This window comes from Streptomyces sp. DI166 (genome assembly GCF_900091315.1).
GTDB lineage: Bacteria > Actinomycetota > Actinomycetes > Streptomycetales > Streptomycetaceae > Streptomyces > Streptomyces fuscus.
The window spans coordinates 1-23200 of record NZ_FLSP01000004.1 but is presented as its reverse complement, the minus strand read 5'-3'; the positions used below and the strand labels follow the sequence as shown (position 1 = coordinate 23200).

General features: G+C 72.6%; 26 protein-coding genes. 19 read left to right on the top strand and 7 right to left on the bottom strand.

All coding sequences use genetic code 11. From position 1 onward, the window contains the following. Positions 1–7 precede the first annotated feature (7 nt). Positions 8–1585, bottom strand: coding sequence for an oxidoreductase (locus GA0115233_RS03145; RefSeq protein ID WP_093718495.1), 1578 nt, complete (start codon positions 1583–1585; stop codon positions 8–10). Between the two features lie 195 nt (positions 1586–1780). Here GA0115233_RS03145 and hisD point away from each other — a divergent pair, with 195 nt between their 5' ends. From hisD to hisF, 8 genes are all read left to right on the top strand, one after another. Continuing rightward, on the top strand, positions 1781–3106 hold the full coding sequence (gene hisD / locus GA0115233_RS03140; protein WP_093718494.1) for a histidinol dehydrogenase: 1326 nt from the start codon (positions 1781–1783) through the stop codon (positions 3104–3106). Next, complete coding sequence (locus GA0115233_RS03135; RefSeq protein ID WP_093718493.1) at positions 3103–4209, top strand: histidinol-phosphate transaminase; 1107 nt, start codon at positions 3103–3105, stop codon at positions 4207–4209. Before hisD ends, GA0115233_RS03135 begins: the two co-directional genes overlap by 4 nt. After that, positions 4206–4799: an imidazoleglycerol-phosphate dehydratase HisB gene (hisB, locus tag GA0115233_RS03130; protein WP_062719038.1), complete on the top strand. Its 594-nt coding sequence runs from the start codon at positions 4206–4208 to the stop codon at positions 4797–4799. The genes GA0115233_RS03135 and hisB overlap by 4 nt, the downstream gene beginning before the upstream one ends. An 88-nt stretch (positions 4800–4887) precedes the next feature. Beyond that, the gene (locus tag GA0115233_RS40855) at positions 4888–5052 is read left to right on the top strand and encodes a hypothetical protein (RefSeq protein ID WP_176711626.1); all 165 of its coding nucleotides are present in this window, start codon (positions 4888–4890) and stop codon (positions 5050–5052) included. After that, positions 5043–5699, top strand: a complete 657-nt coding sequence (hisH, locus tag GA0115233_RS03125) for an imidazole glycerol phosphate synthase subunit HisH (protein WP_176711625.1) — start codon at positions 5043–5045, stop codon at positions 5697–5699. The genes GA0115233_RS40855 and hisH overlap by 10 nt, the downstream gene beginning before the upstream one ends. Then, positions 5699–6427, top strand: coding sequence for a bifunctional 1-(5-phosphoribosyl)-5-((5-phosphoribosylamino)methylideneamino)imidazole-4-carboxamide isomerase/phosphoribosylanthranilate isomerase PriA (gene priA, locus GA0115233_RS03120; protein ID WP_093718491.1), 729 nt, complete (start codon positions 5699–5701; stop codon positions 6425–6427). The genes hisH and priA overlap by 1 nt, the downstream gene beginning before the upstream one ends. Next, positions 6424–6828 carry a RidA family protein gene (locus GA0115233_RS03115; RefSeq protein WP_093718490.1) on the top strand — a complete coding sequence of 135 codons (405 nt, stop codon included), beginning with the start codon at positions 6424–6426 and terminating at the stop codon, positions 6826–6828. Before priA ends, GA0115233_RS03115 begins: the two co-directional genes overlap by 4 nt. Next, entirely contained in the window at positions 6825–7580 is a 756-nt protein-coding gene (hisF, locus tag GA0115233_RS03110; protein WP_093718489.1) for an imidazole glycerol phosphate synthase subunit HisF, read from the top strand. The genes GA0115233_RS03115 and hisF overlap by 4 nt, the downstream gene beginning before the upstream one ends. A gap of 58 nt (positions 7581–7638) precedes the next feature. Here hisF and GA0115233_RS03105 read toward each other — a convergent pair whose 3' ends face one another. After that, entirely contained in the window at positions 7639–8274 is a 636-nt protein-coding gene (locus GA0115233_RS03105; protein WP_093718488.1) for a TIGR03085 family metal-binding protein, read from the bottom strand. Between the two features lie 82 nt (positions 8275–8356). On the opposite strand from GA0115233_RS03105, the gene hisI reads away from it, so the two are divergent. The 11 genes from hisI (at position 8357) to lgt (ending at position 17270) form a co-directional block, all read left to right on the top strand. Continuing rightward, positions 8357–8746, top strand: a complete 390-nt coding sequence (gene hisI, locus GA0115233_RS03100) for a phosphoribosyl-AMP cyclohydrolase (RefSeq protein ID WP_093718487.1) — start codon at positions 8357–8359, stop codon at positions 8744–8746. Between the two features lie 11 nt (positions 8747–8757). After that, positions 8758–10236 (top strand): anthranilate synthase component I, encoded by a 1479-nt coding sequence (locus GA0115233_RS03095; protein WP_093718486.1) that lies wholly within the window; start codon positions 8758–8760, stop codon positions 10234–10236. 68 nt (positions 10237–10304) lie between these two features. Further along, on the top strand, positions 10305–10943 hold the full coding sequence (locus GA0115233_RS03090; RefSeq protein WP_093718485.1) for a TIGR02234 family membrane protein: 639 nt from the start codon (positions 10305–10307) through the stop codon (positions 10941–10943). Between the two features lie 321 nt (positions 10944–11264). Continuing rightward, positions 11265–11507, top strand: a complete 243-nt coding sequence (locus GA0115233_RS03085; RefSeq protein ID WP_093718484.1) for an HGxxPAAW family protein — start codon at positions 11265–11267, stop codon at positions 11505–11507. A gap of 64 nt (positions 11508–11571) precedes the next feature. Continuing rightward, a complete protein-coding gene (locus GA0115233_RS03080) occupies positions 11572–12018 on the top strand; it encodes a DUF2752 domain-containing protein (protein ID WP_093718483.1) in 447 nt (148 codons plus the stop codon). A gap of 123 nt (positions 12019–12141) precedes the next feature. Then, complete coding sequence (gene trpC / locus GA0115233_RS03075; RefSeq protein ID WP_093718482.1) at positions 12142–12951, top strand: indole-3-glycerol phosphate synthase TrpC; 810 nt, start codon at positions 12142–12144, stop codon at positions 12949–12951. A 20-nt stretch (positions 12952–12971) separates the two neighbouring features. Further along, positions 12972–13205 carry a tryptophan biosynthesis modulator TrpM gene (gene trpM / locus GA0115233_RS03070; protein ID WP_093718481.1) on the top strand — a complete coding sequence of 78 codons (234 nt, stop codon included), beginning with the start codon at positions 12972–12974 and terminating at the stop codon, positions 13203–13205. A 69-nt stretch (positions 13206–13274) separates the two neighbouring features. Then, positions 13275–14564 carry a tryptophan synthase subunit beta gene (trpB, locus tag GA0115233_RS03065; protein ID WP_093718480.1) on the top strand — a complete coding sequence of 430 codons (1290 nt, stop codon included), beginning with the start codon at positions 13275–13277 and terminating at the stop codon, positions 14562–14564. Then, complete coding sequence (gene trpA, locus GA0115233_RS03060) at positions 14561–15379, top strand: tryptophan synthase subunit alpha (RefSeq protein ID WP_093718479.1); 819 nt, start codon at positions 14561–14563, stop codon at positions 15377–15379. The genes trpB and trpA overlap by 4 nt, the downstream gene beginning before the upstream one ends. A gap of 62 nt (positions 15380–15441) precedes the next feature. Further along, the gene (locus GA0115233_RS03055; protein ID WP_093718478.1) at positions 15442–16218 is read left to right on the top strand and encodes a DsbA family protein; all 777 of its coding nucleotides are present in this window, start codon (positions 15442–15444) and stop codon (positions 16216–16218) included. An 80-nt stretch (positions 16219–16298) separates the two neighbouring features. Beyond that, a complete protein-coding gene (gene lgt, locus GA0115233_RS03050; RefSeq protein WP_093718477.1) occupies positions 16299–17270 on the top strand; it encodes a prolipoprotein diacylglyceryl transferase in 972 nt (323 codons plus the stop codon). Between the two features lie 59 nt (positions 17271–17329). Here the strand turns inward: lgt and GA0115233_RS03045 are convergent, their stop codons facing one another. From GA0115233_RS03045 to GA0115233_RS03025, 5 genes are read right to left on the bottom strand one after another with little or no spacing between them, the layout of a single operon-like run. Then, on the bottom strand, positions 17330–18142 hold the full coding sequence (locus GA0115233_RS03045) for an HpcH/HpaI aldolase/citrate lyase family protein (protein ID WP_093718476.1): 813 nt from the start codon (positions 18140–18142) through the stop codon (positions 17330–17332). Further along, the gene (locus GA0115233_RS03040) at positions 18139–19329 is read right to left on the bottom strand and encodes a CaiB/BaiF CoA transferase family protein (RefSeq protein ID WP_093718475.1); all 1191 of its coding nucleotides are present in this window, start codon (positions 19327–19329) and stop codon (positions 18139–18141) included. The genes GA0115233_RS03045 and GA0115233_RS03040 overlap by 4 nt, the downstream gene beginning before the upstream one ends. Further along, positions 19326–20726 (bottom strand): ADP-ribosylglycohydrolase family protein, encoded by a 1401-nt coding sequence (locus tag GA0115233_RS03035; RefSeq protein WP_093718474.1) that lies wholly within the window; start codon positions 20724–20726, stop codon positions 19326–19328. The genes GA0115233_RS03040 and GA0115233_RS03035 overlap by 4 nt, the downstream gene beginning before the upstream one ends. Beyond that, on the bottom strand, positions 20714–21913 hold the full coding sequence (locus GA0115233_RS03030) for an ADP-ribosylglycohydrolase family protein (protein ID WP_093718616.1): 1200 nt from the start codon (positions 21911–21913) through the stop codon (positions 20714–20716). The genes GA0115233_RS03035 and GA0115233_RS03030 overlap by 13 nt, the downstream gene beginning before the upstream one ends. An 8-nt stretch (positions 21914–21921) precedes the next feature. Further along, positions 21922–23085: an ADP-ribosylglycohydrolase family protein gene (locus GA0115233_RS03025; RefSeq protein ID WP_255310037.1), complete on the bottom strand. Its 1164-nt coding sequence runs from the start codon at positions 23083–23085 to the stop codon at positions 21922–21924. Between the last annotated feature and the right edge of the window lie 115 nt (positions 23086–23200).

Below are 23200 nucleotides of genomic sequence, written 5' to 3'. Positions count from 1 at the left end.
GGGCGGTTCAACCCCGGCGCAGCAGCCGGGTCGCCCCCGCCGCCACCGTCGTCGCCAGCGTCCAGCCCAGCAGGACCATCGCCGCCGCCAGCCACTGCCAGCCGCCCTTGAGCTGCCAGAAGCCGACCTGCCCCAGATCGATGACCGGCAGCAGCAGATCGAGCGCGAACAGCGTCGGGTTCCACTCCGGATGCTCGCCCCGCTTGATCGGCGGATGCCCGGCGTGCGCGAACGCCACCGAGCCCGCCGCCCACAGCACCGCCATCCACACCGCGGCCCGCCCCGGCCGGTACCCGTAGGCGACCGTCCAGTCCTGCACGTACCCCCACAGCTTGGCGGCCAGCGGCAGGCTCTCCCGGCGGCGGCGCTGCTTGGCCAGGAGCACCTCGCGGGCGTCCGCGTCCTCGCCGCCCGCCCGCAGCACCGTGGCCAGCCGCTCGTACGGCTCCGGGTTGTACTCGGCGGTCGCGGCGGCCACCCAGTCCAGCCGCTCGGAGAGCGGGAACGGGCCGCGCGGCACCAGGTTCTCGTAGGTGAAGCCGCCCATGTGCAGCCGCCCCGGGCCCGGCCAGGCGTCCGCCCGGTCCATCAGGTTGACGACCCGCGCGCCCGACAGGACCACCGTGCCGCGCGCCGGGCGCTCGCCCAGGAAGCGCAGCTCCGGCGTCTGGATGCGGCGCAGCGACAGCTCCTGTTCATCCGTGAGGGTGAATCTGGCCCGCTCCATGTCGACGGCGTCCCCGAACCGCCCGTCGTCCAGCCGCACCCCGCCCCGGCACTCGAACCGCTGGATCCGCGTCCCGCGCGCCGGGGTCGTCCCACTGAGCAGCGGGTTCCCCAGTCCGGCCGGGGTCAGGTACAGGGAGCGCTCCACGGTCAGCTGGGGCGCGTTCAGCGCCAGCCTGCCGTACGGGTTGGCCAGCCGCGCCCCGCGCAGGCTCAGCGAGACGCCGATCTTGGCGCTGCGCAGGGTCAGCTCGCCGTGCGACTCCAGCAGCTCGGCCTGGAAGTCCTGGCCCACGGTCATGCCGTCCCCGGAGAGGGAACGCCCGCTGCGGTCGCGGTACACCACGGCCTGGTTGAGCAGCAGATCGGTGCCGATGTGGGCGTCGGTGAGCCGGATGCCGCCCAGGAAGCGGCAGCGCGGCAGATGCAGATCGCCCTCGGTGTGCACGCGGGCCGCCTCAAGGCGCGGCACCGAGCAGTCCACCAGCCGCACCGTGGAGAACCGGGCCTCCGGCAGCAGCACGTCCCGCTCGAACCGGCAGCCGCGCATCTCGACGTACGGCTCCACCGTGCCGCCCGCCAGGTCCAGGCTGCCGTCGATCCGTACGCCGACCAGCTTCAGGGACGACACCCGGCCGGCCAGCGCGGGCGGCCCGTCCAGCAGCAGCCAGCACACGATGCGGGCCCGCACCGTCCGCTCCGGCCCCCACGGGTGCCCCCCGTGCGGATCGTCGACCAGAGGGTCGCCGCTGCTCAGGTCGTAGACGCTGCCGTTGCGGAACGCCTGCCACATCCCGGCCTCGGCGGCGGTCAGATCGTCCGGCAGGTCCCCGCCGCGGATACCGGCCCCCTCGGTCACAGTGCGCCTTCCTCCCTGGCGGCTCATGGGTCCCGCACAGCGGGCGGCCCACCGGTTTCGTACAACCGTTCATGCCCGCTGAGTGACGGACGGAACGCTAACGGTGAAGCGGATCTTCCGCGTGACGCATGCGTTCTGTATCAGCCATTGATACGCGCGAACGGCGTCCGAGCCCGGTCTGAGAGAATTGACCGCGTGATCTCCCGAATCGATCTGCGCGGCGACGCCCTTCCCGAGGGCCCCGCCCTGCGCGACCTGCTGCCCCGAGCCGACTTCGACGTTCAGGCCGCCCTGGAGAAGGTGCGTCCGATCTGCGAGGCCGTGCATCATCGTGGCGACGCGGCGCTGATCGACTTCGCCGAGAAGTTCGACGGGGTCAGGCTGGAGCAGGTCAGGGTGCCCGCCGAGGCACTCACCAAGGCGCTCGCCGAGCTCGACCCGGCCGTCCGCGCCGCGCTGGAGGAGTCCATCCGCCGCGCCCGGCTCGTCCACCGCGCACAGCGCCGCTCCACCCACACCACCCAGGTCGTCCCCGGCGGCACCGTCACCGAGAAGTGGGTGCCGGTCGAGCGGGTCGGGCTGTACGCGCCCGGCGGGCGTTCGGTGTACCCGTCGTCCGTGGTGATGAACGTCGTACCCGCCCAGGAGGCGGGCGTGGAGTCCATCGCGCTGGCCTCGCCCGCGCAGGCCGAGTTCGGCGGACTGCCGCACCCGACGATCCTCGCCGCCTGCGCGCTGCTCGGCGTGGACGAGGTGTACGCCGCAGGCGGCGCCACCGCCGTCGCGATGTTCGCGTACGGCACCGAGTCCTGCCCGCCCGCCAACATGGTCACCGGCCCCGGCAACATCTGGGTCGCCGCCGCCAAGCGCTACTTCACCGGCAAGATCGGCATCGACGCCGAGGCCGGCCCGACCGAGATCGCGATCCTCGCGGACGCCACGGCCGACCCGGTGCACGTCGCCGCCGACCTGATCAGCCAGGCCGAGCACGACCCGCTGGCCGCCGCCGTCCTGGTCACCGACTCCCTGGAGCTCGCGGAGGCGGTGGAGAAGGAGCTTGAGCCGCAGGTCGCCGCGACCAAGCACATCGACGACCGGATCGTCCCCGCCCTGAAGGGCAAGCAGTCCGCGATCGTCTTGGTGGACGGCGTCGAGGAGGGCCTCAGGGTCGTCGACGCCTACGGCGCCGAGCACCTGGAGATCCAGACCGCCGACGCCGCCGCCGTGGCCGACCGGGTCCGCAACGCGGGCGCGATCTTCATCGGCCCCTGGGCGCCGGTCTCCCTCGGCGACTACGCCGCCGGGTCCAACCACGTCCTGCCCACCGGCGGCTGCGCCTGCCACTCCTCGGGCCTGTCCGTGCAGTCCTTCCTGCGCGGCATCCACATCGTGGACTACACCCAGGACGCGCTGGCCGAGGTCGCGCATCACGTGGTGACGCTGGCGGAGGCGGAGGATCTGCCGGCGCACGGCGCGGCGATCAAGGCACGGTTCGGCTGGAAGGTTCCTGAAGGCAAGTGACTGGCATCGACGATCTCCCCGTACGGGACGAGCTGCGCGGCAAGTCCCCCTACGGCGCGCCCCAGCTGGACGTGCCGGTACGGCTGAACACCAACGAGAACCCCTACCCGCTGCCCGAGCCGCTGGTCGAGCGGATCGCCGAGCGGGTGCGTGAGGCGGCCCGTCACCTCAACCGCTACCCGGACCGGGACGCGGTGGAGCTGCGCACCCGGCTCGCCGAGTACCTGACGAAGACCTCCGGTCACCCGGTGAGCCTGGCCAACGTGTGGGCCGCCAACGGCTCCAACGAGGTCATCCAGCAGCTGCTGCAGACCTTCGGCGGCCCCGGCCGCACCGCCATCGGTTTCGAGCCGTCGTACTCGATGCACGCCCTCATCGCCCGCGGCACCGGCACGGGCTGGATCTCCGGGCCGCGCAACGAGGACTTCACGATCGACCTCGCCGCCGCCGAGAAGGCCATCGCCGAGAACCGGCCCGACGTCGTCTTCATCACCACCCCCAACAACCCCACGGGCAACGCGGTCCCGCCCGAGACGGTCCTCGCGCTGTACGAGGCCGCTCAGGCGGCGAAGCCGTCGATGGTCGTGGTGGACGAGGCGTACATCGAGTTCAGCCACGGCGACTCGCTGCTGCCGCTGCTCGACGGGCGACCCAACCTCGTCATCTCCCGCACCATGTCGAAGGCGTTCGGCGCCGCCGGGCTGCGCCTGGGCTACCTCGCCGCCGACCCCGCCGTGGTCGACGCCGTCCAGCTCGTCCGGCTGCCGTACCACCTCTCCGCCGTCACCCAGGCCACCGCGCTGGCCGCCCTGGAGCACACCGACACCCTGCTCGGCTACGTGGAGCAGCTGAAGGCGGAACGGGACCGGCTGGTCACCGAACTGCGGGCGCTCGGCTACGAGGTCACCGCCTCGGACGCCAACTTCGTGCAGTTCGGGCGCTTCGCCGACGCCCACGCCGTGTGGCAGCAGATCCTCGACCGGGGCGTCCTGGTCCGGGACAACGGCGTCCCCGGCTGGCTGCGGGTGACCGCCGGGACCCCCGAAGAGAACGACGCGTTCCTCGACGCGGTCCGTGAACTGAAGAAGGAGCAGAGCGCATGAACCGCGTAGGACGCATAGAGCGGGTGACCAAGGAGACCTCGGTCCTCGTCGAGATCGACCTCGACGGGTCCGGCAAGGTCGATGTGTCGACCGGCGTCGGCTTCTACGACCACATGCTCGACCAGCTCGGCCGGCACGGTCTGTTCGACCTCACCGTCAAGACCGAGGGCGACCTGCACATCGACTCCCACCACACCATCGAGGACACCGCCCTCGCGCTGGGCGCCGCCTTCAAGCAGGCCCTCGGCGACAAGGTGGGCATCTACCGCTTCGGCAACTGCACGGTCCCGCTGGACGAGTCCCTCGCCCAGGTGACTGTGGACCTCAGCGGCCGCCCGTACCTCGTGCACACCGAGCCCGAGAACATGGCGCCGATGATCGGCGAGTACGACACCACCATGACCCGGCACATCCTGGAGTCCTTCGTGGCCCAGGCGCAGATCGCCCTGCACGTGCACGTGCCCTACGGCCGCAACGCCCACCACATCGTGGAGTGCCAGTTCAAGGCCCTCGCCCGCGCCCTGCGCTACGCCTCCGAGCGGGACCCGCGCGCGGCCGGCATCCTCCCGTCGACGAAGGGTGCCCTGTGAGCGACGCACGCGCGGCCGCCGGGCCGCAGACGGCGACGATGGCCGCACCTCTGCGCCGCGCGGGCGGAGAAGCGAACGGAGGGACACAGTGAACGGCCTGTCGACCGTCTTCATCGTGGTCGGCCTGTTCCTGGTCGGCGGCATCATCTCCTTCGTCAAGCAGGGAATGCCCAGGAGCCTGGTCGTGCTGCTCTCCATCGGCGCCGCGATGTGCCTGGCCGCCGGTGTCCTCAGGCTGGAGGTGTGGAATTGAGCGCGTCAGCGTCCGCCAAGAAGGTCGTCGTCTTCGACTACGGCTTCGGCAACGTCCGGTCCGCCGAGCGCGCCCTCGCCCGCACCGGCGCCCAGGTCGAGATAACGCGTGACTTCGACAAGGCCATGAACGCCGACGGGCTCCTCGTCCCCGGCGTCGGCGCCTTCGCCGCCTGTATGACCGGGCTGCGCGAGGCCCGCGGCGACTGGATCATCGACCGCCGGCTGTCCGGCGGCCGTCCGGTGATGGGCATCTGCGTCGGTATGCAGATCCTGTTCGCGCGCGGCATCGAGCACGGCGTGGAGACCGAGGGCATGGCCGAGTGGCCCGGCTCGGTCGAGCCGCTCCAGGCCGAGATCGTGCCCCACATGGGCTGGAACACCGTCGAGGCCCCGGCCGACAGCGAGCTGTTCGCCGGCCTGGACGCCGACGCCCGCTTCTACTTCGTGCACTCCTACGCCGTCCACGACTGGACCCTGGAGACGCACAACGCCGCGATGACCGCGCCGAAGGTCACCTGGGCGACCCACGGCAAGCCCTTCGTGGCCGCCGTGGAGAACGGCGCCCTGTGGGCCACCCAGTTCCACCCCGAGAAGTCCGGCGACGCCGGAGCCCAGCTGCTGAACAACTGGATCGGAACCCTCTGATGGCTTCGAAGCTCGAACTCCTCCCGGCCGTTGACGTCCGCGACGGCCAGGCGGTCCGCCTGGTGCACGGCGAGTCCGGCACGGAGACCTCCTACGGCTCGCCCCTGGAGGCCGCCCTCGCCTGGCAGCGGTCCGGCGCCGAGTGGCTGCACCTGGTCGACCTCGACGCCGCCTTCGGCACCGGCGACAACCGGGACCTGATCGCCGAGGTGACCCGGGCCATGGACATCAAGGTCGAGCTGTCCGGCGGCATCCGCGACGACGACACGCTCGCCGCCGCCCTCGCCACCGGCTGCACCCGGGTGAACCTGGGAACGGCCGCCCTGGAGACCCCGGAGTGGGTCGCCAAGGTCATCGCCGAGCACGGCGACAAGATCGCCGTCGGCCTCGACGTACGCGGCACCACGCTGCGCGGGCGCGGCTGGACCCGCGACGGCGGCGACCTCTACGAGACGCTGGAGCGCCTCAACAAGGAGGGCTGCGCCCGCTACGTCGTCACCGACATCGCCAAGGACGGCACCCTCCAGGGCCCCAACCTGGAGCTGCTGAAGAACGTCTGCGCCGCCACCGACCGCCCGGTCGTGGCCTCCGGCGGGGTGTCCTCCCTGGACGACCTGCGCGCCATCGCCGAGCTGGTACCCCTCGGTGTCGAGGGCTCCATCGTCGGGAAGGCCCTGTACGCGAAGGCGTTCACCCTGGAAGAGGCCCTGGAGGCTGTGTCGTCATGACGTCCGAAGCCGTGCGGCGCGTGCAGAGCCAAAGCCCCTGGGAAGAGAGTTTCGGTTTCGCACGCGCCGTCGCGGCGGGTGACCGGGTCCTGGTGGCGGGCACCACGTCCTTCCGGGGCGAGGTCCTGTACGGCGAGGGCGACCCGTACGAACAGGCCAAGGTGGCCTTCACCAGCGCGATCGAGGCGCTCGGCGAGTTCGGGCTCGGGGCGGAGTCCGTCATCCGCACCCGGATGTTCCTCACCCATCTGCGGGACGTGGACGAGGTGGGCCGGGCCCACAAGGAGATCTTCGACGCGGTGCGCCCGGTCTCGACCCTCCTGGTCGTGGAGGGCTTCGTCGACCCGCGCATCCTGGTCGAAGTAGAAGTAGAAGCATTCAGAGGAGCCGAGCACACATGACCCTGGCGGTCCGAGTCATCCCCTGCCTGGACGTGGACAACGGCCGGGTCGTCAAGGGCGTCAACTTCCAGAACCTGCGCGACGCGGGCGACCCCGTCGAGATGGCGAAGGTCTACGACGCCGAGGGCGCCGACGAACTGACCTTCCTGGACATCACCGCGTCCTCCGGCAACCGCGAGACCACCTACGACGTGGTGCGCCGCACCGCCGAGCAGGTCTTCATCCCGCTCACCGTCGGCGGCGGCGTCCGCACCGCCGAGGACGTGGACAAGCTGCTGCGCGCGGGCGCGGACAAGGTCGGCGTCAACACCGCCGCCATCGCCCGCCCCGACCTCATCCGCGAGATCGCCGAGCGCTTCGGCCGCCAGGTCCTGGTCCTGTCGGTGGACGCCCGCCGCAACGGGTCCGGCGGCTTCGAGGTCACCACCCACGGCGGCCGCAAGGGCACCGGCATCGACGCCGTCGAATGGGCGCACCGGGCGGCGGAGCTGGGCGCGGGCGAGATCCTGCTCAACTCCATGGACGCGGACGGCACCAAGGACGGCTACGACCTGGAGATGATCCAGGCGGTCCGTAAGCACGTCACGATCCCGGTCATCGCCAGCGGCGGCGCGGGCAGGCTCGCCGACTTCGCCCCGGCCGTCGAAGCGGGCGCCGACGCGGTCCTGGCCGCCTCCGTCTTCCACTTCGGCGACCTGCGCATCGGCGAGGTCAAGCAGGCGCTGCGCGAGGCGGGGCACCCCGTGCGCTGAACGGCCCGTCGAAGCCCCGGTCGCGCCGTCCTTCGGTTCCGGCGGCCGGGGCTTTCGCTCAGATGCCCAGCTGCTTCGCCTCGTGGAGCTTGGTGATGGCCTCCTTGTCGCCGTCCAGTTCCACCTCGGCGGCGTTCTGGCGGCCGTAGAGGAACAGGAGCAGTTCCGAGGGCTCGCCGGTGACCGTGACGACCGGGGTGCCCCGGTGGGCGACCGCCGTCTGGCCGTCCGGGCGGCGCAGGACCAGGCCCGTGGGTGCCGTGCGGCCCATCAGGCGGGCGGTGCGCTCCAGACGGGACCACAGGGCGTCCTGGAAGACCGGGTCCAGCTCCCGGGGCGTCCAGTCGGGGCGGGCCCGGCGGACGTCCTCGGTGTGGACGTAGAACTCCACCGTGTTCGACATCTCCTCCACCTGCTTCAGCGCGAAGGGCGAGAAGCGTGGCGGGCCGGTGCGGATGAGCTGGATCAGTTCCTCGTACGGCTTGTCCGTGAACTCCGCCATCACCCGCTCCAGACGGGCGGCGAGCGGCTTGATCACGATGCCGCCGGCCGCGTCGGGCCGGCGCTCGCGCACCACGACGTGGGCCGCGAGATCACGGGTGGTCCACCCCTCGCACAGGGTGGGGGCGTCGGGGCCCTCGGCCTCCAGGAGGTCGGCCAGCAGAAGTCGTTCACGCTTGGCGAAAGTCGACATGCCGCCAGCCTACGGCCGCCCCGGAGGTCCGCACAGTGGACATACGGCCGGGACGGGCCGGGCGGCGCGGCACAATTGCTCCATGACCAGCACCCCCCGTCAGCCCAGCCAGCTGGACCCGGAGATCGCCGCGCGCCTCAAGCGCAGCGCCGACGGGCTCCTCCCCGCCATCGCCCAGCAGTACGACACCAAAGAGGTGCTCATGCTCGGCTGGATGGACGACGAGGCCCTGCACCGCACGCTGACCACCGGCCGCTGCACCTACTGGTCGCGCAGCCGCCGGGAGTACTGGGTCAAGGGCGACACCTCCGGCCACTACCAGTGGGTCAAGTCCGTCGCCCTCGACTGCGACGCCGACACCGTCCTCGTCCAGGTCGACCAGGTCGGCGCCGCCTGCCACACCGGGGCGCGCACCTGCTTCGACGCCGACGTCCTCCTCAAGGATTCCGGCGCACCCGCCGGAGATCAGTAAGGTCACCGGCCATGGACCTTGAGACCTTTCGCAAGCTGGCCACCGACCGGCGCGTCATCCCGGTCACGCGCAAGCTCCTCGCCGATGGCGACACCCCGGTCGCGCTCTACCGCAAGCTCGCCGCCGAGCGCCCCGGCACCTTCCTGCTGGAGTCCGCGGAGAACGGCCGCTCCTGGTCCCGCTACTCCTTCGTCGGCGTGCGTTCCGCGGCCACCCTCACCGAGCGCGACGGCCAGGTGCACTGGCTCGGCGCGCCGCCCGTGGGCGTACCCACCGACGGCGACCCGCTCGCCGCCCTGCGCGCCACCATCGAGGCCCTGCACACCCCCCACCAGGACGGCCTGCCCCCGTTCACCGGCGGCATGGTCGGCTACCTCGGCTACGACATCGTCCGCCGCCTGGAGAAGATCGGCCCCGGCGAGCGCGACGACCTGAAACTGCCCGAGCTGACCATGCTCCTGACCAGCGACCTCGCCGTCATGGACCACTGGGAGGGCTCGGTCCTGCTGATCGCCAACGCGATCAACCACAACGACCTCGACACCGGCGTCGACGAGGCCTACGCCGACGCCATCGCCCGCCTCGACGCCATGGAGGCCGACCTCTCCCGCGCCGTCGCCCAGCCCCCGGCCGTCCTGCCGCCCTCCGAACTGCCCGAGTACACCGCCCTGTGGGGCGGGCAGGACTTCCAGCGGGCCGTCGAGGACATCAAGGAGCGCATCCGGGCCGGCGAGGCCTTCCAGGTCGTCCCCTCCCAACGCTTCGAAACGCCGTGCACGGCAAGCGCGTTGGACGTCTACCGGGTGCTGCGGGCGACCAACCCCTCGCCGTACATGTACCTCTTCCGCTTCGAGGGCTTCGATGTCGTCGGCTCGTCCCCCGAGGCCCTGGTCAAGGTCGAGGACGGCCGGGCCATGGTGCACCCCATCGCCGGGACCCGATGGCGCGGTGCCACCCCGCAGGAGGACCAGGCGCTCGCGGACGACCTGCTCGCCGACCCCAAGGAGCGCGCCGAGCACCTGATGCTCGTCGACCTCGGGCGCAACGACCTCGGCCGGGTCTGCGAACCCGGCTCCGTCGAGGTCGTCGACTTCATGTCCATCGAGCGCTACTCGCACGTGATGCACATCGTCTCCACGGTCACCGGCAAGGTCGCCGAGGGCCGTACCGCCTTCGACGTGCTCACCGCCTGCTTCCCGGCCGGCACCCTCTCCGGCGCGCCCAAGCCCCGCGCGATGCAGATCATCGACGAACTGGAGCCCTCCCGGCGCGGTCTGTACGGCGGCTGCGTCGGCTACCTCGACTTCGCCGGCGACTCCGACACCGCCATCGCCATCCGCACCGCCCTGCTGCGCGACGGCACCGCCTACGTCCAGGCGGGCGCCGGAATCGTCGCCGACTCCGACCCGGTCGCCGAGGACACCGAGTGCCGCAACAAGGCCGCCGCCGTCCTGCGCGCCGTGCACACCGCCAACCGCTTGCAGAAATAGGGCTCCGGGGAAATAGGGCGCTTCTCATACGAACCCCGGGTGCCGGTTCGCCCGGGGTTCAGGCGATAGTGGAGTACGTGACTGCTGTACCTCACCCCCGTTCCGAAGCCGCCGGACCCGCCCGGGCCGGCCGCGTCAGCCTCGCCGCGGCCCTGCTGTCCGGCGCGCTCGGCGCGGCCGTGGCGCTGCTGGCCACCCGTCAGCAGTGGTCGGAGGGCACCGCCACGGTGGCCGGCGGCGACTTCCCGCTGACCGCCAACGGCAGCGACGTCACGGGCGTACCCGCGGCGCTCGCCATAGTCGGCCTCGCCGCGCTGGTCGCCGTCTTCGCCGTACGCCGCCTCGGCCGCACCTTCGTCGCCGGGCTGCTCGCCCTCTCCGGCGCCGGCACCATCGCCGCCTCCCTGATCGGCGCGAGCGACAGCGGCGCCCTCGACGAGAAGGCGGCCCGCGCCACCGGCGACACCGGCGCCACCGTCGCCGCGCTCAGCCACACCGCGTGGCCCTACGTCACCGCCGTCGGCGGACTGCTGATGCTGCTCGCCGGACTGCTCGCCCTGCGCTACGCCTCCGTCTGGCCCGCGATGTCCAGCCGCTACGAACGCTCCGGCGCCCCCCGCCCGCGCCGCGCCCCCGCCGTCGACCCGGACCGCCCCGAGGACCTCTGGAAGGCCCTCGACCGCGGCGAGGACCCGACGGGCGCCTAGGGCCTTTCGTTTGGATCAGCCTGGCTCTGATCGACGGTCCGTCGTGACTGAGCCGAGCGGGGTCTGGTGCGTGCAGCTGCAAGGCGGAGGAGGGAGTCGACGCGGAGCGTCGGCGACCGACGACAACGCGGCAGATGCGCGTGCCAGACCCCGCGACGCCAGGATGATCCAAACGACAGGCCCTAGCCACTGCTCCTTCCGGCCAGGGGCGGTCCGTCCGACGCGCGAGGGTGACCCCCGATCACCTCCCGTGTGCGCATGCGCGACAATGTCGTCGAGCGTCCGGCTCGGAGACTTACACACAGCAACGAGGAGCAAGTCATGGCGGGCAGCAGCCACGGTCACACCCCGGCCGCCTGGACCGGTGTCACAATCGCCTTCATCGGTTTCTGCGCCGCGGGCGCCTTCATGGTGCTGGCCAACCCGGCGGGCTTCTGGGCCAGCATGGGCGTCGTTGTGCTCGGCGGTGTGGTCGGCTGGGTCATGAAGGGCATGGGCCTCGGCCAGGCCAAGGACGCCGGCAAGCCCCTGCGCACCAGCGACGCGGCGCGCGCCGAGAGCTGACAAGCACGCACGACGTACCCGAGGGGCGGCCCCACAGCCGCCCCTCGGGCGTTTTCGGGGGAGAATGCCAGGCGTGAACACCGACAGTCGCAGCGTGACCCGCCGCGGAGCCACGGCCGCCCTCGGACGGCTCGCCGTGCCCGCCGGGGTGCTCGCGGCCGTGGTCGCCGCCTTCGCGTACGTCGCCCGCGTGGACCCCAACGAGCCCGGCCACTACCCGGCCTGCCCCCTGCTCCAGGTGACCGGCCTGTACTGCCCCGGCTGCGGCGGACTGCGCAGCGCGCACGCCTTCGTCCACGGCGACCTCGCGACCGCCCTGCACAGCAACGCGCCGGCCGTACTGGGCTATCTGGCCTTCGCCGTCCTGTGGACCGTCTGGGTGGTACGCGCGGCCCGCGGACGGCCCCTGCGGCTGGAGCCCGGCCCGGTGCACCTGTGGACGCTGGGCACGTTGCTGCTGGTCTTCACGGTTGTCCGGAACCTGCCCTTCGGTGGCTGGCTCCATCCTTGATCAACAGGCGAATGTCCAGGTAGTGGGACCGCCGTCAACCGGATGCGAGGCCTACGCCCTCCTGCGGATACCATCGCAGTGACCATCCGTTTTCGTATTCGCACCGGGAAGGGGGCCGCTCGCGTGAGTGTGCTCGACGAGATCATCGACGGTGTCCGTGCCGACCTCGCGGAGCGGCAGGCGCGCGTCAGCCTCGACGAGCTCAAGGAACGCGCGGCCAAGGCTCCCGCCGCCAAGGACGGCGTCGCCGCCCTGAAGGGCGAGGGCGTCAAGGTGATCTGCGAGGTCAAGCGCTCCAGCCCGTCCAAGGGCGCGCTGGCCGCGATCGCCGACCCGGCCGGACTCGCCGCCGACTACGAGGCGGGCGGCGCGGCCGTCATCTCCGTCCTCACCGAGCAGCGCCGCTTCGGCGGCTCGCTGGCCGACCTGGAGGCCGTCCGCGCCCGCGTGGACATCCCCGTCCTGCGCAAGGACTTCATCGTCACGTCGTACCAGCTGTGGGAGGCCCGCGCGTACGGCGCCGACCTCGCCCTGCTGATCGTCGCCGCCCTCGACCAGTCGGCCCTGGAGTCGCTGATCGAGCGTGCCGTCTCCATCGGACTCACCCCGCTGGTCGAGGTGCACGACGAGGAGGAGGTCGAGCGCGCGGTGGACGCGGGCGCGAAGATCATCGGCGTCAACGCCCGCAACCTCAAGACCCTGGAGGTCGACCGGGGCACCTTCGAGCGGGTCGCCCCCGAGATCCCCGACCACCTGGTCAAGGTCGCCGAGTCCGGCGTCCGCGGCCCGCACGACCTCATCGCCTACGCCAACGCCGGCGCCGACGCGGTCCTGGTCGGAGAGTCCCTGGTCACCGGCCGCGACCCCAAGTCCGCGGTGGCCGACCTGGTGGCGGCGGGCGAGCACCCGGCACTGCGGCATGGACGCGGCTGAACTTCGCTAGGCTGATTCCGATGACTCTCACCATGACGACCGTGGACCGGCACGCCCGCCTCGCGCGCGGCTGCCGCCCCCGGGGCTGCCGAGCCCCGGCGAGGCGCGTCCACGGCCGCCGGGTGCGGTACGTCATCGGAGACGAACCGGGCCAGGTCAACGGCCGTCGATGGCAGCGCGCCCCTCAGGGGCGCGGGGCTCTGTTCGACGTGCGGCTACCGCCGCGCGAGCGCGAACAACCACGGGCGGCCTGACGCCGCCCGAACAGCCCCGCCCCCACGGCGATTAGTGCACTCAACACACACTCACCGTGAGGTACACGCATGCCCAGCGACTTCTTCATCCCCGACCCGAAGGGTCAAGTCCCGAGCCCGGAGGGCTACTTCGGCGCCTTCGGCGGAAAGTTCATCCCGGAGGCCCTCGTCGCCGCCGTGGACGAGGTGGCCGTCGAGTACGACAAGGCCAAGAACGACCCCGAGTTCGCCCGCGAGCTCGACGACCTCCTGGTCAACTACACCGGCCGCCCCAGCTCCCTCACCGAGGTGCCCCGGTTCGCCGAACACGCCGGTGGCGCCCGGGTCTTCCTCAAGCGGGAGGACCTCAACCACACCGGCTCGCACAAGATCAACAACGTGCTCGGCCAGGCCCTGCTCACCAAGCGCATGGGCAAGACCCGGGTCATCGCCGAGACCGGCGCCGGTCAGCACGGCGTGGCCACGGCCACCGCCTGCGCCCTGTTCGGCCTCGACTGCACCATCTACATGGGCGAGGTCGACACCCAGCGCCAGGCCCTGAACGTGGCCCGGATGCGCATGCTCGGCGCCGAGGTCGTCGCCGTGAAGTCCGGCAGCCGCACGCTGAAGGACGCGATCAACGAGGCGTTCCGCGACTGGGTCGCCAACGTCGACCACACGCACTACCTCTTCGGCACCGTCGCGGGCCCGCACCCCTTCCCGGCGATGGTCCGCGACTTCCACCGGGTCATCGGCGTCGAGGCCCGCCGCCAGATCCTGGAGCGCGCCGGACGCCTCCCGGACGCGGCCGTCGCCTGCGTCGGCGGCGGTTCCAACGCCATCGGCCTCTTCCACGCCTTCATCCCCGACGAGGGCGTCCGCCTCATCGGCTGCGAGCCCGCGGGGCACGGCATCGAGACCGGCGAGCACGCGGCCACCCTGACCGCGGGCGAACCGGGCATCCTGCACGGTTCGCGCTCCTACGTCCTCCAGGACGAGGAGGGCCAGATCACCGAGCCGTACTCGATCTCGGCCGGTCTGGACTACCCCGGCATCGGCCCGGAGCACTCCTACCTCAAGGACTCCGGCCGCGGCGAGTACCGCGCCGTCACCGACGACGCGGCGATGCAGGCGCTGCGCCTGCTGTCGCGCACCGAGGGCATCATCCCGGCGATCGAGAGCGCCCACGCGCTCGCCGGGGCTCTGGAGGTCGGCAAGGAGCTGGGCAAGGACGGGCTGATCGTGGTCAACCTCTCCGGCCGCGGCGACAAGGACATGGACACCGCCGCCCGCTACTTCGGGCTGTACGACCAGGGCGCCGACGCCGAGGTCCCGGCCAACGCCGCCGACACCGCCGAGATCGAGGGGGACGCCCAGTGAGCGGGAACATCCAACTGCTGTCCGACACCCTCGCCGCCGCCAGGGCCGAGGGACGCGCCGCGCTCATCGCCTACCTCCCGGCCGGGTTCCCGACCGTGGACGGCGGCATCGAGGCGATCAAGGCCGCCTTCGACGGCGGCGCGGACGTCGTGGAGGTCGGTCTGCCGCACAGCGACCCCGTCCTCGACGGCCCCGTCATCCAGACCGCCGACGACATCGCCCTGCGCGGCGGGGTGAAGATCGCCGACGTGATGCGCACGGTCCGCGAGACCCACACGGCCACCGGCAAGCCCGTGCTGGTCATGACGTACTGGAACCCCATCGACCGCTACGGCGTCGAGCGGTTCACCGCCGAGCTGGCGGAGGCGGGCGGCGCCGGGTGCATCCTGCCCGACCTGCCGGTCCAGGAGTCCGCGCTGTGGCGCGAGCACGCCGAGAAGCACGGTCTCGCGACGGTCTTCGTGGTGGCGCCGAGCAGCAAGGACGCGCGGCTCGCACAGATCACCGAGGCGGGCAGCGGCTTCGTCTACGCCGCCTCGCTAATGGGCGTCACGGGCACCCGCGAGTCGGTCGGCGCGCAGGCCCAGGACCTGGTGGAGCGGACCCGGGGCACCGGCACCGACCTGCCCGTCTGCGTCGGGCTCGGCGTCTCCAACGCCGCGCAGGCCGCCGAGGTGGCCGGGTTCGCCGACGGTGTCATCGTCGGCTCGGCGTTCGTGAAGCGGATGCTGGACGCGCCCGACCACGCCGCCGGCATCGCGGCCGTGCGCACCCTCGCCGGTGAACTCGCCAAGGGCGTGCGAGGCACCGCGTAACTCGAACGGGTGGACCTGGGACCGGGGAGGCGCTGCGCGCCTCCCCGGTTCGTTTCCGGGGTGTGAGCGAGAAGAACCGTGAGGGAAAGCGCACCGCCCGGGAGCGGCTGGCGGTCGAGCGAGAGAAGCAGAAGGCCGCGGAGAAGCGGCGGCGGGCGCTGATCGTCGGCGCCAGCGTCGTCTGCGTGCTGGGGCTCGCCGCGGTGATCGGCGTGATCGCCGCCAACACCGGCAAGGACGACGACAGCGACTCCGCCGGGCCGGTCGTGGCGCCCTCGGGCGCGCAGGGCGAGGACAGCCTGGCCATCCCGGTCGGCAAGGACGACGCCCCCTCGACCCTGGTGGTCTGGGAGGACTTCCGCTGCCCCGCCTGCAAGGCCTTCGAGGACGCCTACCGCTCGACCATCCACGAGCTGACCGACGCCGGTCAGCTCCGGGTCGAGTACCGCCTCGCGACGATCATCGACGGCAACCTGGGCGGCAGCGGCTCCCGCAACGCCGCGAACGCGGCGGCCTGTGCCCAGGACGCCGGGAAGTTCGTCCCGTACCACGACGTGCTCTACCAGAACCAGCCGCCCGAGACCGACGACGCCTTCTCCCAGAACAGCAAGCTGTTCGAGCTGGCCGCCAAGGTGGACGGCCTGGACACGCCCGCCTTCCGCAAGTGCGTCGAGGACGGTACGCACAACGCCTGGGTGGCCAAGTCCAACGACGCCTTCCGCAGCGGCGGCTTCTCCGGCACCCCGACCGTCCTGCTCAACGGTGAGAACATCTACCAGGACCAGTCCATGACGCCCCAGAAGCTGAAGCAGCAGGTGCAGGAGGCGGCCCAGAGCTAGGTTTCGGGCGCGCCTGTTATGGAGCCGTAGCCGGGCTGCCCGTCGCGTGCGGGGCCCGGCAGGGTAGCGTCGACCTTGCCATGGAACTTGCCTACATTCCCAGCCCGTCGCGCGGAGTGATCCACCTCGGACCCGTTCCGCTGCGCGGCTACGCGTTCTGCATCATCATCGGCGTCTTCGTCGCCGTCTGGCTCGGCAACAAGCGGTGGATCGCCCGCGGCGGCCGGGCCGGCACGGTCGCGGACATCGCGGTGTGGGCCGTCCCCTTCGGACTGATCGGTGGACGTCTGTACCACGTGATCACGGACTACCAGCTGTACTTCAGCGAGGGCCGTGACTGGGTGGACGCCTTCAAGATCTGGGAGGGCGGTCTCGGCATCTGGGGCGCGATCGCGTTCGGCGCGCTGGGCGCGTGGATCGGCTGCCGCCGCCGTGGCATCCCGCTGCCCGCCTACGCCGACGCCGTCGCCCCCGGTATCGCCTTCGCCCAGGCCATCGGCCGCTGGGGCAACTGGTTCAACCAGGAGCTGTACGGCAAGGCCACCGACCTGCCCTGGGCGCTGGAGATCACCTCCTCCACGGACGGCCGGGAGCCGGGCACCTACCACCCGACGTTCCTGTACGAGTCGCTGTGGTGCGCCGGTGTGGCGCTGCTCGTCATCTGGGCCGACCGGCGCTTCAAGCTCGGCCACGGACGGGCGTTCGCGCTGTACGTCGCGTCCTACTGCGTGGGCCGGTTCTGGATCGAGTACATGCGTGTCGACGAGGCGCACCACGTCCTCGGCCTGCGGCTGAACAACTGGACCGCGGTGCTCGTCTTCCTGCTGGCCGTGGCCTACATCGTGATCTCCGCCAAGAAGCGGCCCGGCCGGGAAGAGGTCGTGGAGCCGGGCGCGGCCCCCGCGGTCGAGTCCTCGGACTCCGGGGACGGGGACGCCGAGGGGTCGGACTCCGTGGAGCCGGCCAAGTCCTCCGAAGACGCGGAGTCCGCCGAGTCCTCCGAGACCAAGGACGGGACCAAGGACGAGGCCGGGTCGGCCAAGAAGGGCTGACCGGTCGGTCGTACGACGGCGAAGGGCGCCCGGAGTGTTCCGGGCGCCCTTCGCCGTGTTCAGCCGCGGCGGGCGGCGAGGGAGAGCGTGCGGTGGGCGGCCGTCACCACCGCCGCGTCGATGAAGGTGCCGTCGCGCAGCGCCTGCGCGCCCTCGTGCGCCGCGGCGGCCTTCACGATCGTCTCCGCCCGCGCCAGCTCCTCCTCGGTGGGCAGGTAGGCCCGCTCGATGACCGGGAGCTGGCGGGGGTGGACCGCCGCCCGGCCCAGGAAGCCCAGGGCGCGGCCGTGCGCGCAGCTCGCCGCGAGGCCCGCCAGGTCCCGGGTGTCGGGGTACACGGACTGGGGCGGCGGCGGCAGCCCCGCCGCCCGGGCGGCCACGATCACCCGGGAGCGCGGCCAGTCCAGGCCCGCGTCGTCCCGTACCCCGAGATCGGCCCGGAGGTCCGCCTCGCCGAGGGCGATGCCGTGCACGGCGGGATGGGCCCCGGCGATGGCGAAGGCGTGCTCGATGCCCAGGGCGGACTCCAGCAGGGCGTACAGCGGGTGCGGGGTGCACCGCGCGACCCTGAGGATCTGCTCGGGGGAGGTGACCTTGGGCAGCCGCAGCCCGGCCACCCCGGCCCGGTGGGCCAGGGCGCGGAGGTCGTCCGCCGCCAGGGGACCGTCCAGGGCGTTCACCCGGACGTGGACCGACACGGGCTGGGGGTCGGAGAGGAGTTCGGCCGTGGCGTCCCGGGCGTACTCCTTGCGGTCCGGGGCGACCGCGTCCTCCAGGTCGACCACCACGACATCGGCGCCGGTCCGCAGCGCCTTGGCCACCGTGTCCGGCCGGTCGCCGGGTACGTACAGCCAGGTCAGAGGGGGCGTCATACGGCGCCCTCCGCGCGCAGGGCCGCCACCTCGGCCGGGGTCAGGCCGAGTTCGGTGAGCACCTCGTCGGTGTCGGCGCCGTGCGGGCGGCCGGTCCAGCGGATCGCGCCGGGGGTCGCGGAGAGCCGGAAGAGGACGTTCTGCATACGCAGCGGGCCCAGCTCCGGGTCGTCGACCGTGGTGATGGTGTCGAGCGCCTGGTACTGCGGGTCCGTCATCACGTCGCGCACGTCCTGAATGGGCGCGACGGCCGCCTCCGCCTTCTCGAAGGCCGCGAGCACCTCGTCGCGGGTGCGCTCGGCGATCCAGCCGCCGACCGCCGCGTCCAGTTCGTCGGCGTGCCGGGCCCGCTCCACGCCCGTCGCGAACCACGGCTGGTCCACCAGATCCGGGCGGCCCACCAGGCGCATCACGCGCTCCGCGACCGACTGCGCCGAGGTGGAGACCGCGACCCAGCTGCCGTCCGCCGTGCGGTAGGTGTTGCGCGGGGCGTTGTTCGCGGAGCGGTTGCCGGTGCGCTGCTGGACATAGCCGAGCTGGTCGTACCAGGTGGGCTGCGGGCCGAGGACCGAGAGCATCGGCTCGATCAGGGCGAGGTCGACGACCTGGCCCTCGCCGGTGCGGTCACGGGCGGCGAGCGCCGTGAGGACGGCGTACGCCGTGGCCAGGCCGGCGATCGAGTCCGCGAGGCCGAACGGCGGCAGCGTCGGCGGCGCGTCCGGCTCCCCGGTGAGCGCGGCGAAGCCGCTCATCGCCTCGGCCAGGGTGCCGAAGCCGGGGCGGTGGGCGTACGGGCCGAACTGGCCGAAGCCGGTGACCCGGGTGAGCACCAGCCGCGGGTTGACCGCCGACAGCTCGGGCCAGCCGAGGTCCCATTTCTCCAGGGTGCCGGGGCGGAAGTTCTCGATGATCACGTCGGCGGTGGCGGCGAGCCGCAGCAGGGTGTCCCGGCCGCCGGGGGTGGACAGGTTCAGCGTGATGGCGCGCTTGTTGCGGCCCAGGTGCTTCCACCACAGCCCGATGCCGTCCTTGGCCGGGCCGTGGCCGCGGGACGGGTCGGGCCGGTCCGGGTGCTCGACCTTGATGACCTCCGCGCCGAAGTCGCCGAGCGCCGTGGCGGCGAGCGGGCCGGCGAACAGGGTGGCCAGGTCCAGGACGCGCAGTCCGGTCAGCGGGGCTCGGTTCATGGGCGGAGCGTCTCCCGGTGGGTGAGCTGGGCCAGGGTGTCGAAGCCGGTGCCGTTGAAGTCGCCGACGGAGGTGGCCAGCCGGTTCTTCAGCGGGGCCGTCCAGTGGTCGGGGAGCGCGCCGGGGTGCCCGGCGAGGAGAGCGGCGATGCTGCCCGCGGTGGCGCCGCCCGAGTCGGTGTCCCAGCCGCCGGACACGGCACGGGAGACGGAGCCGGTGAAGTCGCCGTCCGCGTGGGTGAGGGCGGCGGCGACGAGCGCGGTGTTGGGGACGGCGTGTACCCAGTGGTGGGCGGCTGCGTAGGTGGCGTGGAGGTGGTCCACGACCGTGTCGAAGTCCTCGTGCTCGTGGGCGAGTTCCAGGGCGTGGCGGACCGCCCGGTGCAGCCGGGAGGCCGGGGGGACCACCCGCAGGCCGGTGGCGAGGCAGTCGTGGACGTCGTGGGCGCCGGTCGCGGCCCGGGCGATGACGGCGGCGACGAACATGGCCGCGTAGACGCCGTTGGCGGTGTGGGTGAGGGTGGCGTCCCGGTGCGCCTGCTCGGCCGCGGCGGCCGGGTCGCCGGGGTTGGTCCAGCCGTGCACGTCGGCGCGGATGAGGGCGCCGATCCACTCCCGGAAGGGGTTGCGGTGGCGGGCTGTGTGCGGCGGTTCCAGACCGGTGAGCAGATTGCGGTACGCGATGCGTTCGGCGGTGAAGGTACGGCCCGCGGGGAGTTCGTCGAGCCAGAGGCGGGCGACGTCGGCGGTGTCGAAGTCCCGGCCGTGGCGCTGCAGGAGCAGCAGATTGAGCAGGGGGTAGTTGAGGTCGTCGTCCTCGGGCATGCCGTCGATGTTCTCGGCGAGCGAGGTCCGGGCCGAGCGGCGGTTCCAGGGGTGGGTGAGCAGCAGGTCCTCGGGGACGCCCTTGGCGGTGAAGTACGTGGTGGGCGGCCAGTTGCCGGTGGGGAGGGCGAGTTGGCGGACGGCGTCGAGGGGGAGCTTCTCGACGGGCTTGCCGAGCAGGCATCCGGCCGCGCGGCCCAGCCAGGCCGCCTCGTAGCGGTCCGGGGTGACCTCAGGGGTGGTTTCGGTGGTGGTCTCGGTGGCGCTTTCGGGGGCTGCGGTCCTGGGCGTCGGCCAGTCCGGGCAGGCGGCCCTGATGGCGGCGAGGTCGGTCGGCTCGTGGTCCGTCAGGCTGCTGGGCAGGTCGGCGAGTTCGTCGAGCAGGTCCTCGGCGAGGAGGCGGAGGTAGCGGGAGGCGCGGTCGGGGGACGCGCCCGAGCGCGCGGGTGCGTCGAGGCCGCCCGCCGCCCTCCAGCGGTTGGCGATCCGGGAGGGCTCGCGGCCGTCCAGGGCCGCCTGGCGCAGTTCGTGACCGATCAGGTCCTCGGGCTGGACCCAGGTCAGTCGGAGCATTCGGGACCTCCGAGGGCGGTGAGGGCGCGCTCGTGGGCGCGGCGGCGCTGTACGTCACGGTCGAAGACCTCGCGCGTCACGGCGGCGAGGGTGCGGGCGGGTTCCCACAGGTCGAGGCGGCTGGCGTCGGCCACCTGCTTCGCCCAGTCCTCGGGCACGCGGTGGCCCAGCGCGCCGGACAGGGCGCCGGACATGGTGGCGATGGAGTCGCAGTCCCGGCCGTAGTTCACCGAGCCGAGCACCGTCCGGCGGTAGTCGCCGGACGCCACCAGCAACATGCCGAGCGCGACGGGCAGTTCCTCGATGGCGTGCAGCCGGGAGGGGCGGCGGGCGCCGAGCGAGGGGGAGCGGTAGTCGGGGCCGACCGTGTCGTACGGCGCCACCGCCTGCCGGATCGGGGTCAGCGCCGACTCGAAGTCGCTGTGGCGGGCGGCGACTTCACAGACCTTCTCAATGGCCTCGCGGGTGCCGTCCTTGGCGAGCGCGAGGCAGGTGTCGACGACGGACTCCGGGGTCGCGCCCGGGGTGCAGGCCGCCGCGACCGCCGCCGCGAAGACGCCCGCCGCCTCACGGCCGTAGGAGGACTGGTGGGCGCCCGCGATGTCCAGGGCCTCGGCGTAGGCGGCGTGCGGGTTGGCCGCGTTGACCAGGCCGACCGGGGCCATGTACATCGCCGCCCCGCAGTTGACGATGTTTCCGGTGCCGGCCTCGCGGGGGTCGACGTGGCCGTAGTGGAGGCGGGCCACCAGCCACTTCTCCGCGAGGAAGACGCGGTGCAGGGGGAGTGCCTCCGCCTCCAACTCCGGGATCCAGCGGGGGGTGTTCATCAGGTCCGGGACCAGGTGGTCGGCGATCGCGTACGCGTCGAGGTGGTCGCGGACCTTGGCGTAGACCCGGATCAGGGCGTGGGTCAGCAAGGTGTCGTCGGTGACGTGGCCGTCGCCCTTGTGGTACGGGGCGAGGGGGCGGGCGGTGCGCCAGGCGTCGCCGTTCCAGGGGCCGACGATGCCGTGGACGCGGCCGCCGTGGCGTTCGAGGATCTGGTCGGGGGAGTAGCCCTCGACCGGGCCGCCGAGGGCGTCGCCGACGGCCGCGCCGACGAGGGCGGAGGTGATGCGGTCGTCGAGGGTGGCCGAGGCGGTTTCTGGGTGAGGTGGGGGGATTTGGTGGTGTTCAGGTGGTTTCATGGGGCGCATCATCCTCCTGTTGTGGCCGGTTGTGCGGCTTCCAGGAGTTCGGCGAGTTCCACGAGGTCCGTACCGGTGAGGCGGGGGAGTGCGCAGCCGGACAGGACGCGGCAGGCGTCGCTCCAGGACGCGGGGAGCGCGGCGCCGCCGCCCAGGGCGCCGGTGAGGGCGCCCACCAGGGCGGGGGCGGAGTCGGCGACCCGGGAGAGGCAGGCCGCCGCCGGGACCGCTTCGGCGATACGGCCCTGGGCGGCGGTGGTCAGGGCGAGCGCCACGGGAACCGTCTCGGCGGCCGCGATGCCGTAGCTGTAGACGTGGTCGACGATCTGGTGTTCCAGGTGGGGGATCAGGGCGAAGGCGCTGTCGGCGGCGTCGGCGAGGGCCAGGGCGTGGCGGGCGTTGCGGCCGATCTCCGTCCCGGGCGGGAGTTCCGCGAGGGCGGCTTTGACGCAGGCGTCCGGGGGCTCGCCGGTCAGGGCGAGGGAGAGGGCGGCGGCCATGGCGCGGGCGCCGTGGACTCCGTCGCCGTCCTGGGTGTAGCGGGCGTCGAACTCGGCGAGTTCGGCGGCGAGTTCGGGGTCGCCGGGGTGTGCCACCGCGAGGACGCAGGCTCTTACGCAGGCGGCGTCGTCGAAGTAGTGGGGGTTGTCGTGGCCGGTGGCGGGTGGGCGCAGGCCGGTGGCGAGGTTGCCGAGTCCTGCGCGGACGGAGATGCGGGCGCGGAGGGGGAGGACGGCGGATTCGATCTCGGGGGCGCGGTTCGCTGCGGCGGCGACCTCGCTGGCGACGGCGTTCCAGGTGAGGTCGATGGCTGCGCGCATGCGGCGGTGTCTGCTGAGGTCGCCGAGGGCGGTGTCGTCGCCGGCGCGGAGTACGGCCTCGGCGGCGAAGGCTGCCCACTCGGCGTCGTCGGAGGGGCCCAGGCGGAGGGGTTCGGGGGGTTGGTTGAGGGCGATGGGGACGGGGAGGGTGGTGGTGGCGTTCTGGTCGGCGAAGGTGTCCAGTTCGCGGGTGAGGCGGCGGGTCCATTCCGGCATGCGGGCGGCTCTGTGGCGGGCGGCGGGCCAGCCGGCGGCGTCGCCTGCGGCGAGGCCGAGGAGGAGGCCTTCGATGCGGCGGGTGCGTGTTCCGGCGGGTTTCGCCCCCGCCGCCCCTACCCGTCCCACCTCCAGGGGCTTCGCCCCTTCGACCCCACCAGGGGGCTCCGCCCCCTGGACCCCCGTCGGCCCTGAACGGGCCTCGTCCTCAGGCGCCGGACGGGTTGGGGGTGGCTGGGGTGGGTGGGCA

Coding starts and splice junctions, on each gene's coding strand:
- hisB (WP_062719038.1), top strand. CDS start 4,206: ATGAACCGCGTAGGACGCATAGAGCGGGTGACCAAGGAGACCTCGGTC.
- priA (WP_093718491.1), top strand. CDS start 5,699: ATGGCTTCGAAGCTCGAACTCCTCCCGGCCGTTGACGTCCGCGACGGC.
- GA0115233_RS03115 (WP_093718490.1), top strand. CDS start 6,424: ATGACGTCCGAAGCCGTGCGGCGCGTGCAGAGCCAAAGCCCCTGGGAA.
- hisF (WP_093718489.1), top strand. CDS start 6,825: ATGACCCTGGCGGTCCGAGTCATCCCCTGCCTGGACGTGGACAACGGC.
- GA0115233_RS03105 (WP_093718488.1), bottom strand. CDS start 8,274: ATGTCGACTTTCGCCAAGCGTGAACGACTTCTGCTGGCCGACCTCCTG.
- hisI (WP_093718487.1), top strand. CDS start 8,357: ATGACCAGCACCCCCCGTCAGCCCAGCCAGCTGGACCCGGAGATCGCC.
- GA0115233_RS03095 (WP_093718486.1), top strand. CDS start 8,758: ATGGACCTTGAGACCTTTCGCAAGCTGGCCACCGACCGGCGCGTCATC.
- GA0115233_RS03085 (WP_093718484.1), top strand. CDS start 11,265: ATGGCGGGCAGCAGCCACGGTCACACCCCGGCCGCCTGGACCGGTGTC.
- GA0115233_RS03080 (WP_093718483.1), top strand. CDS start 11,572: ATGCCAGGCGTGAACACCGACAGTCGCAGCGTGACCCGCCGCGGAGCC.
- trpM (WP_093718481.1), top strand. CDS start 12,972: ATGACTCTCACCATGACGACCGTGGACCGGCACGCCCGCCTCGCGCGC.
- trpB (WP_093718480.1), top strand. CDS start 13,275: ATGCCCAGCGACTTCTTCATCCCCGACCCGAAGGGTCAAGTCCCGAGC.
- lgt (WP_093718477.1), top strand. CDS start 16,299: ATGGAACTTGCCTACATTCCCAGCCCGTCGCGCGGAGTGATCCACCTC.
- GA0115233_RS03045 (WP_093718476.1), bottom strand. CDS start 18,142: ATGACGCCCCCTCTGACCTGGCTGTACGTACCCGGCGACCGGCCGGAC.
- GA0115233_RS03040 (WP_093718475.1), bottom strand. CDS start 19,329: ATGAACCGAGCCCCGCTGACCGGACTGCGCGTCCTGGACCTGGCCACC.
- GA0115233_RS03035 (WP_093718474.1), bottom strand. CDS start 20,726: ATGCTCCGACTGACCTGGGTCCAGCCCGAGGACCTGATCGGTCACGAA.
- GA0115233_RS03030 (WP_093718616.1), bottom strand. CDS start 21,913: ATGAAACCACCTGAACACCACCAAATCCCCCCACCTCACCCAGAAACC.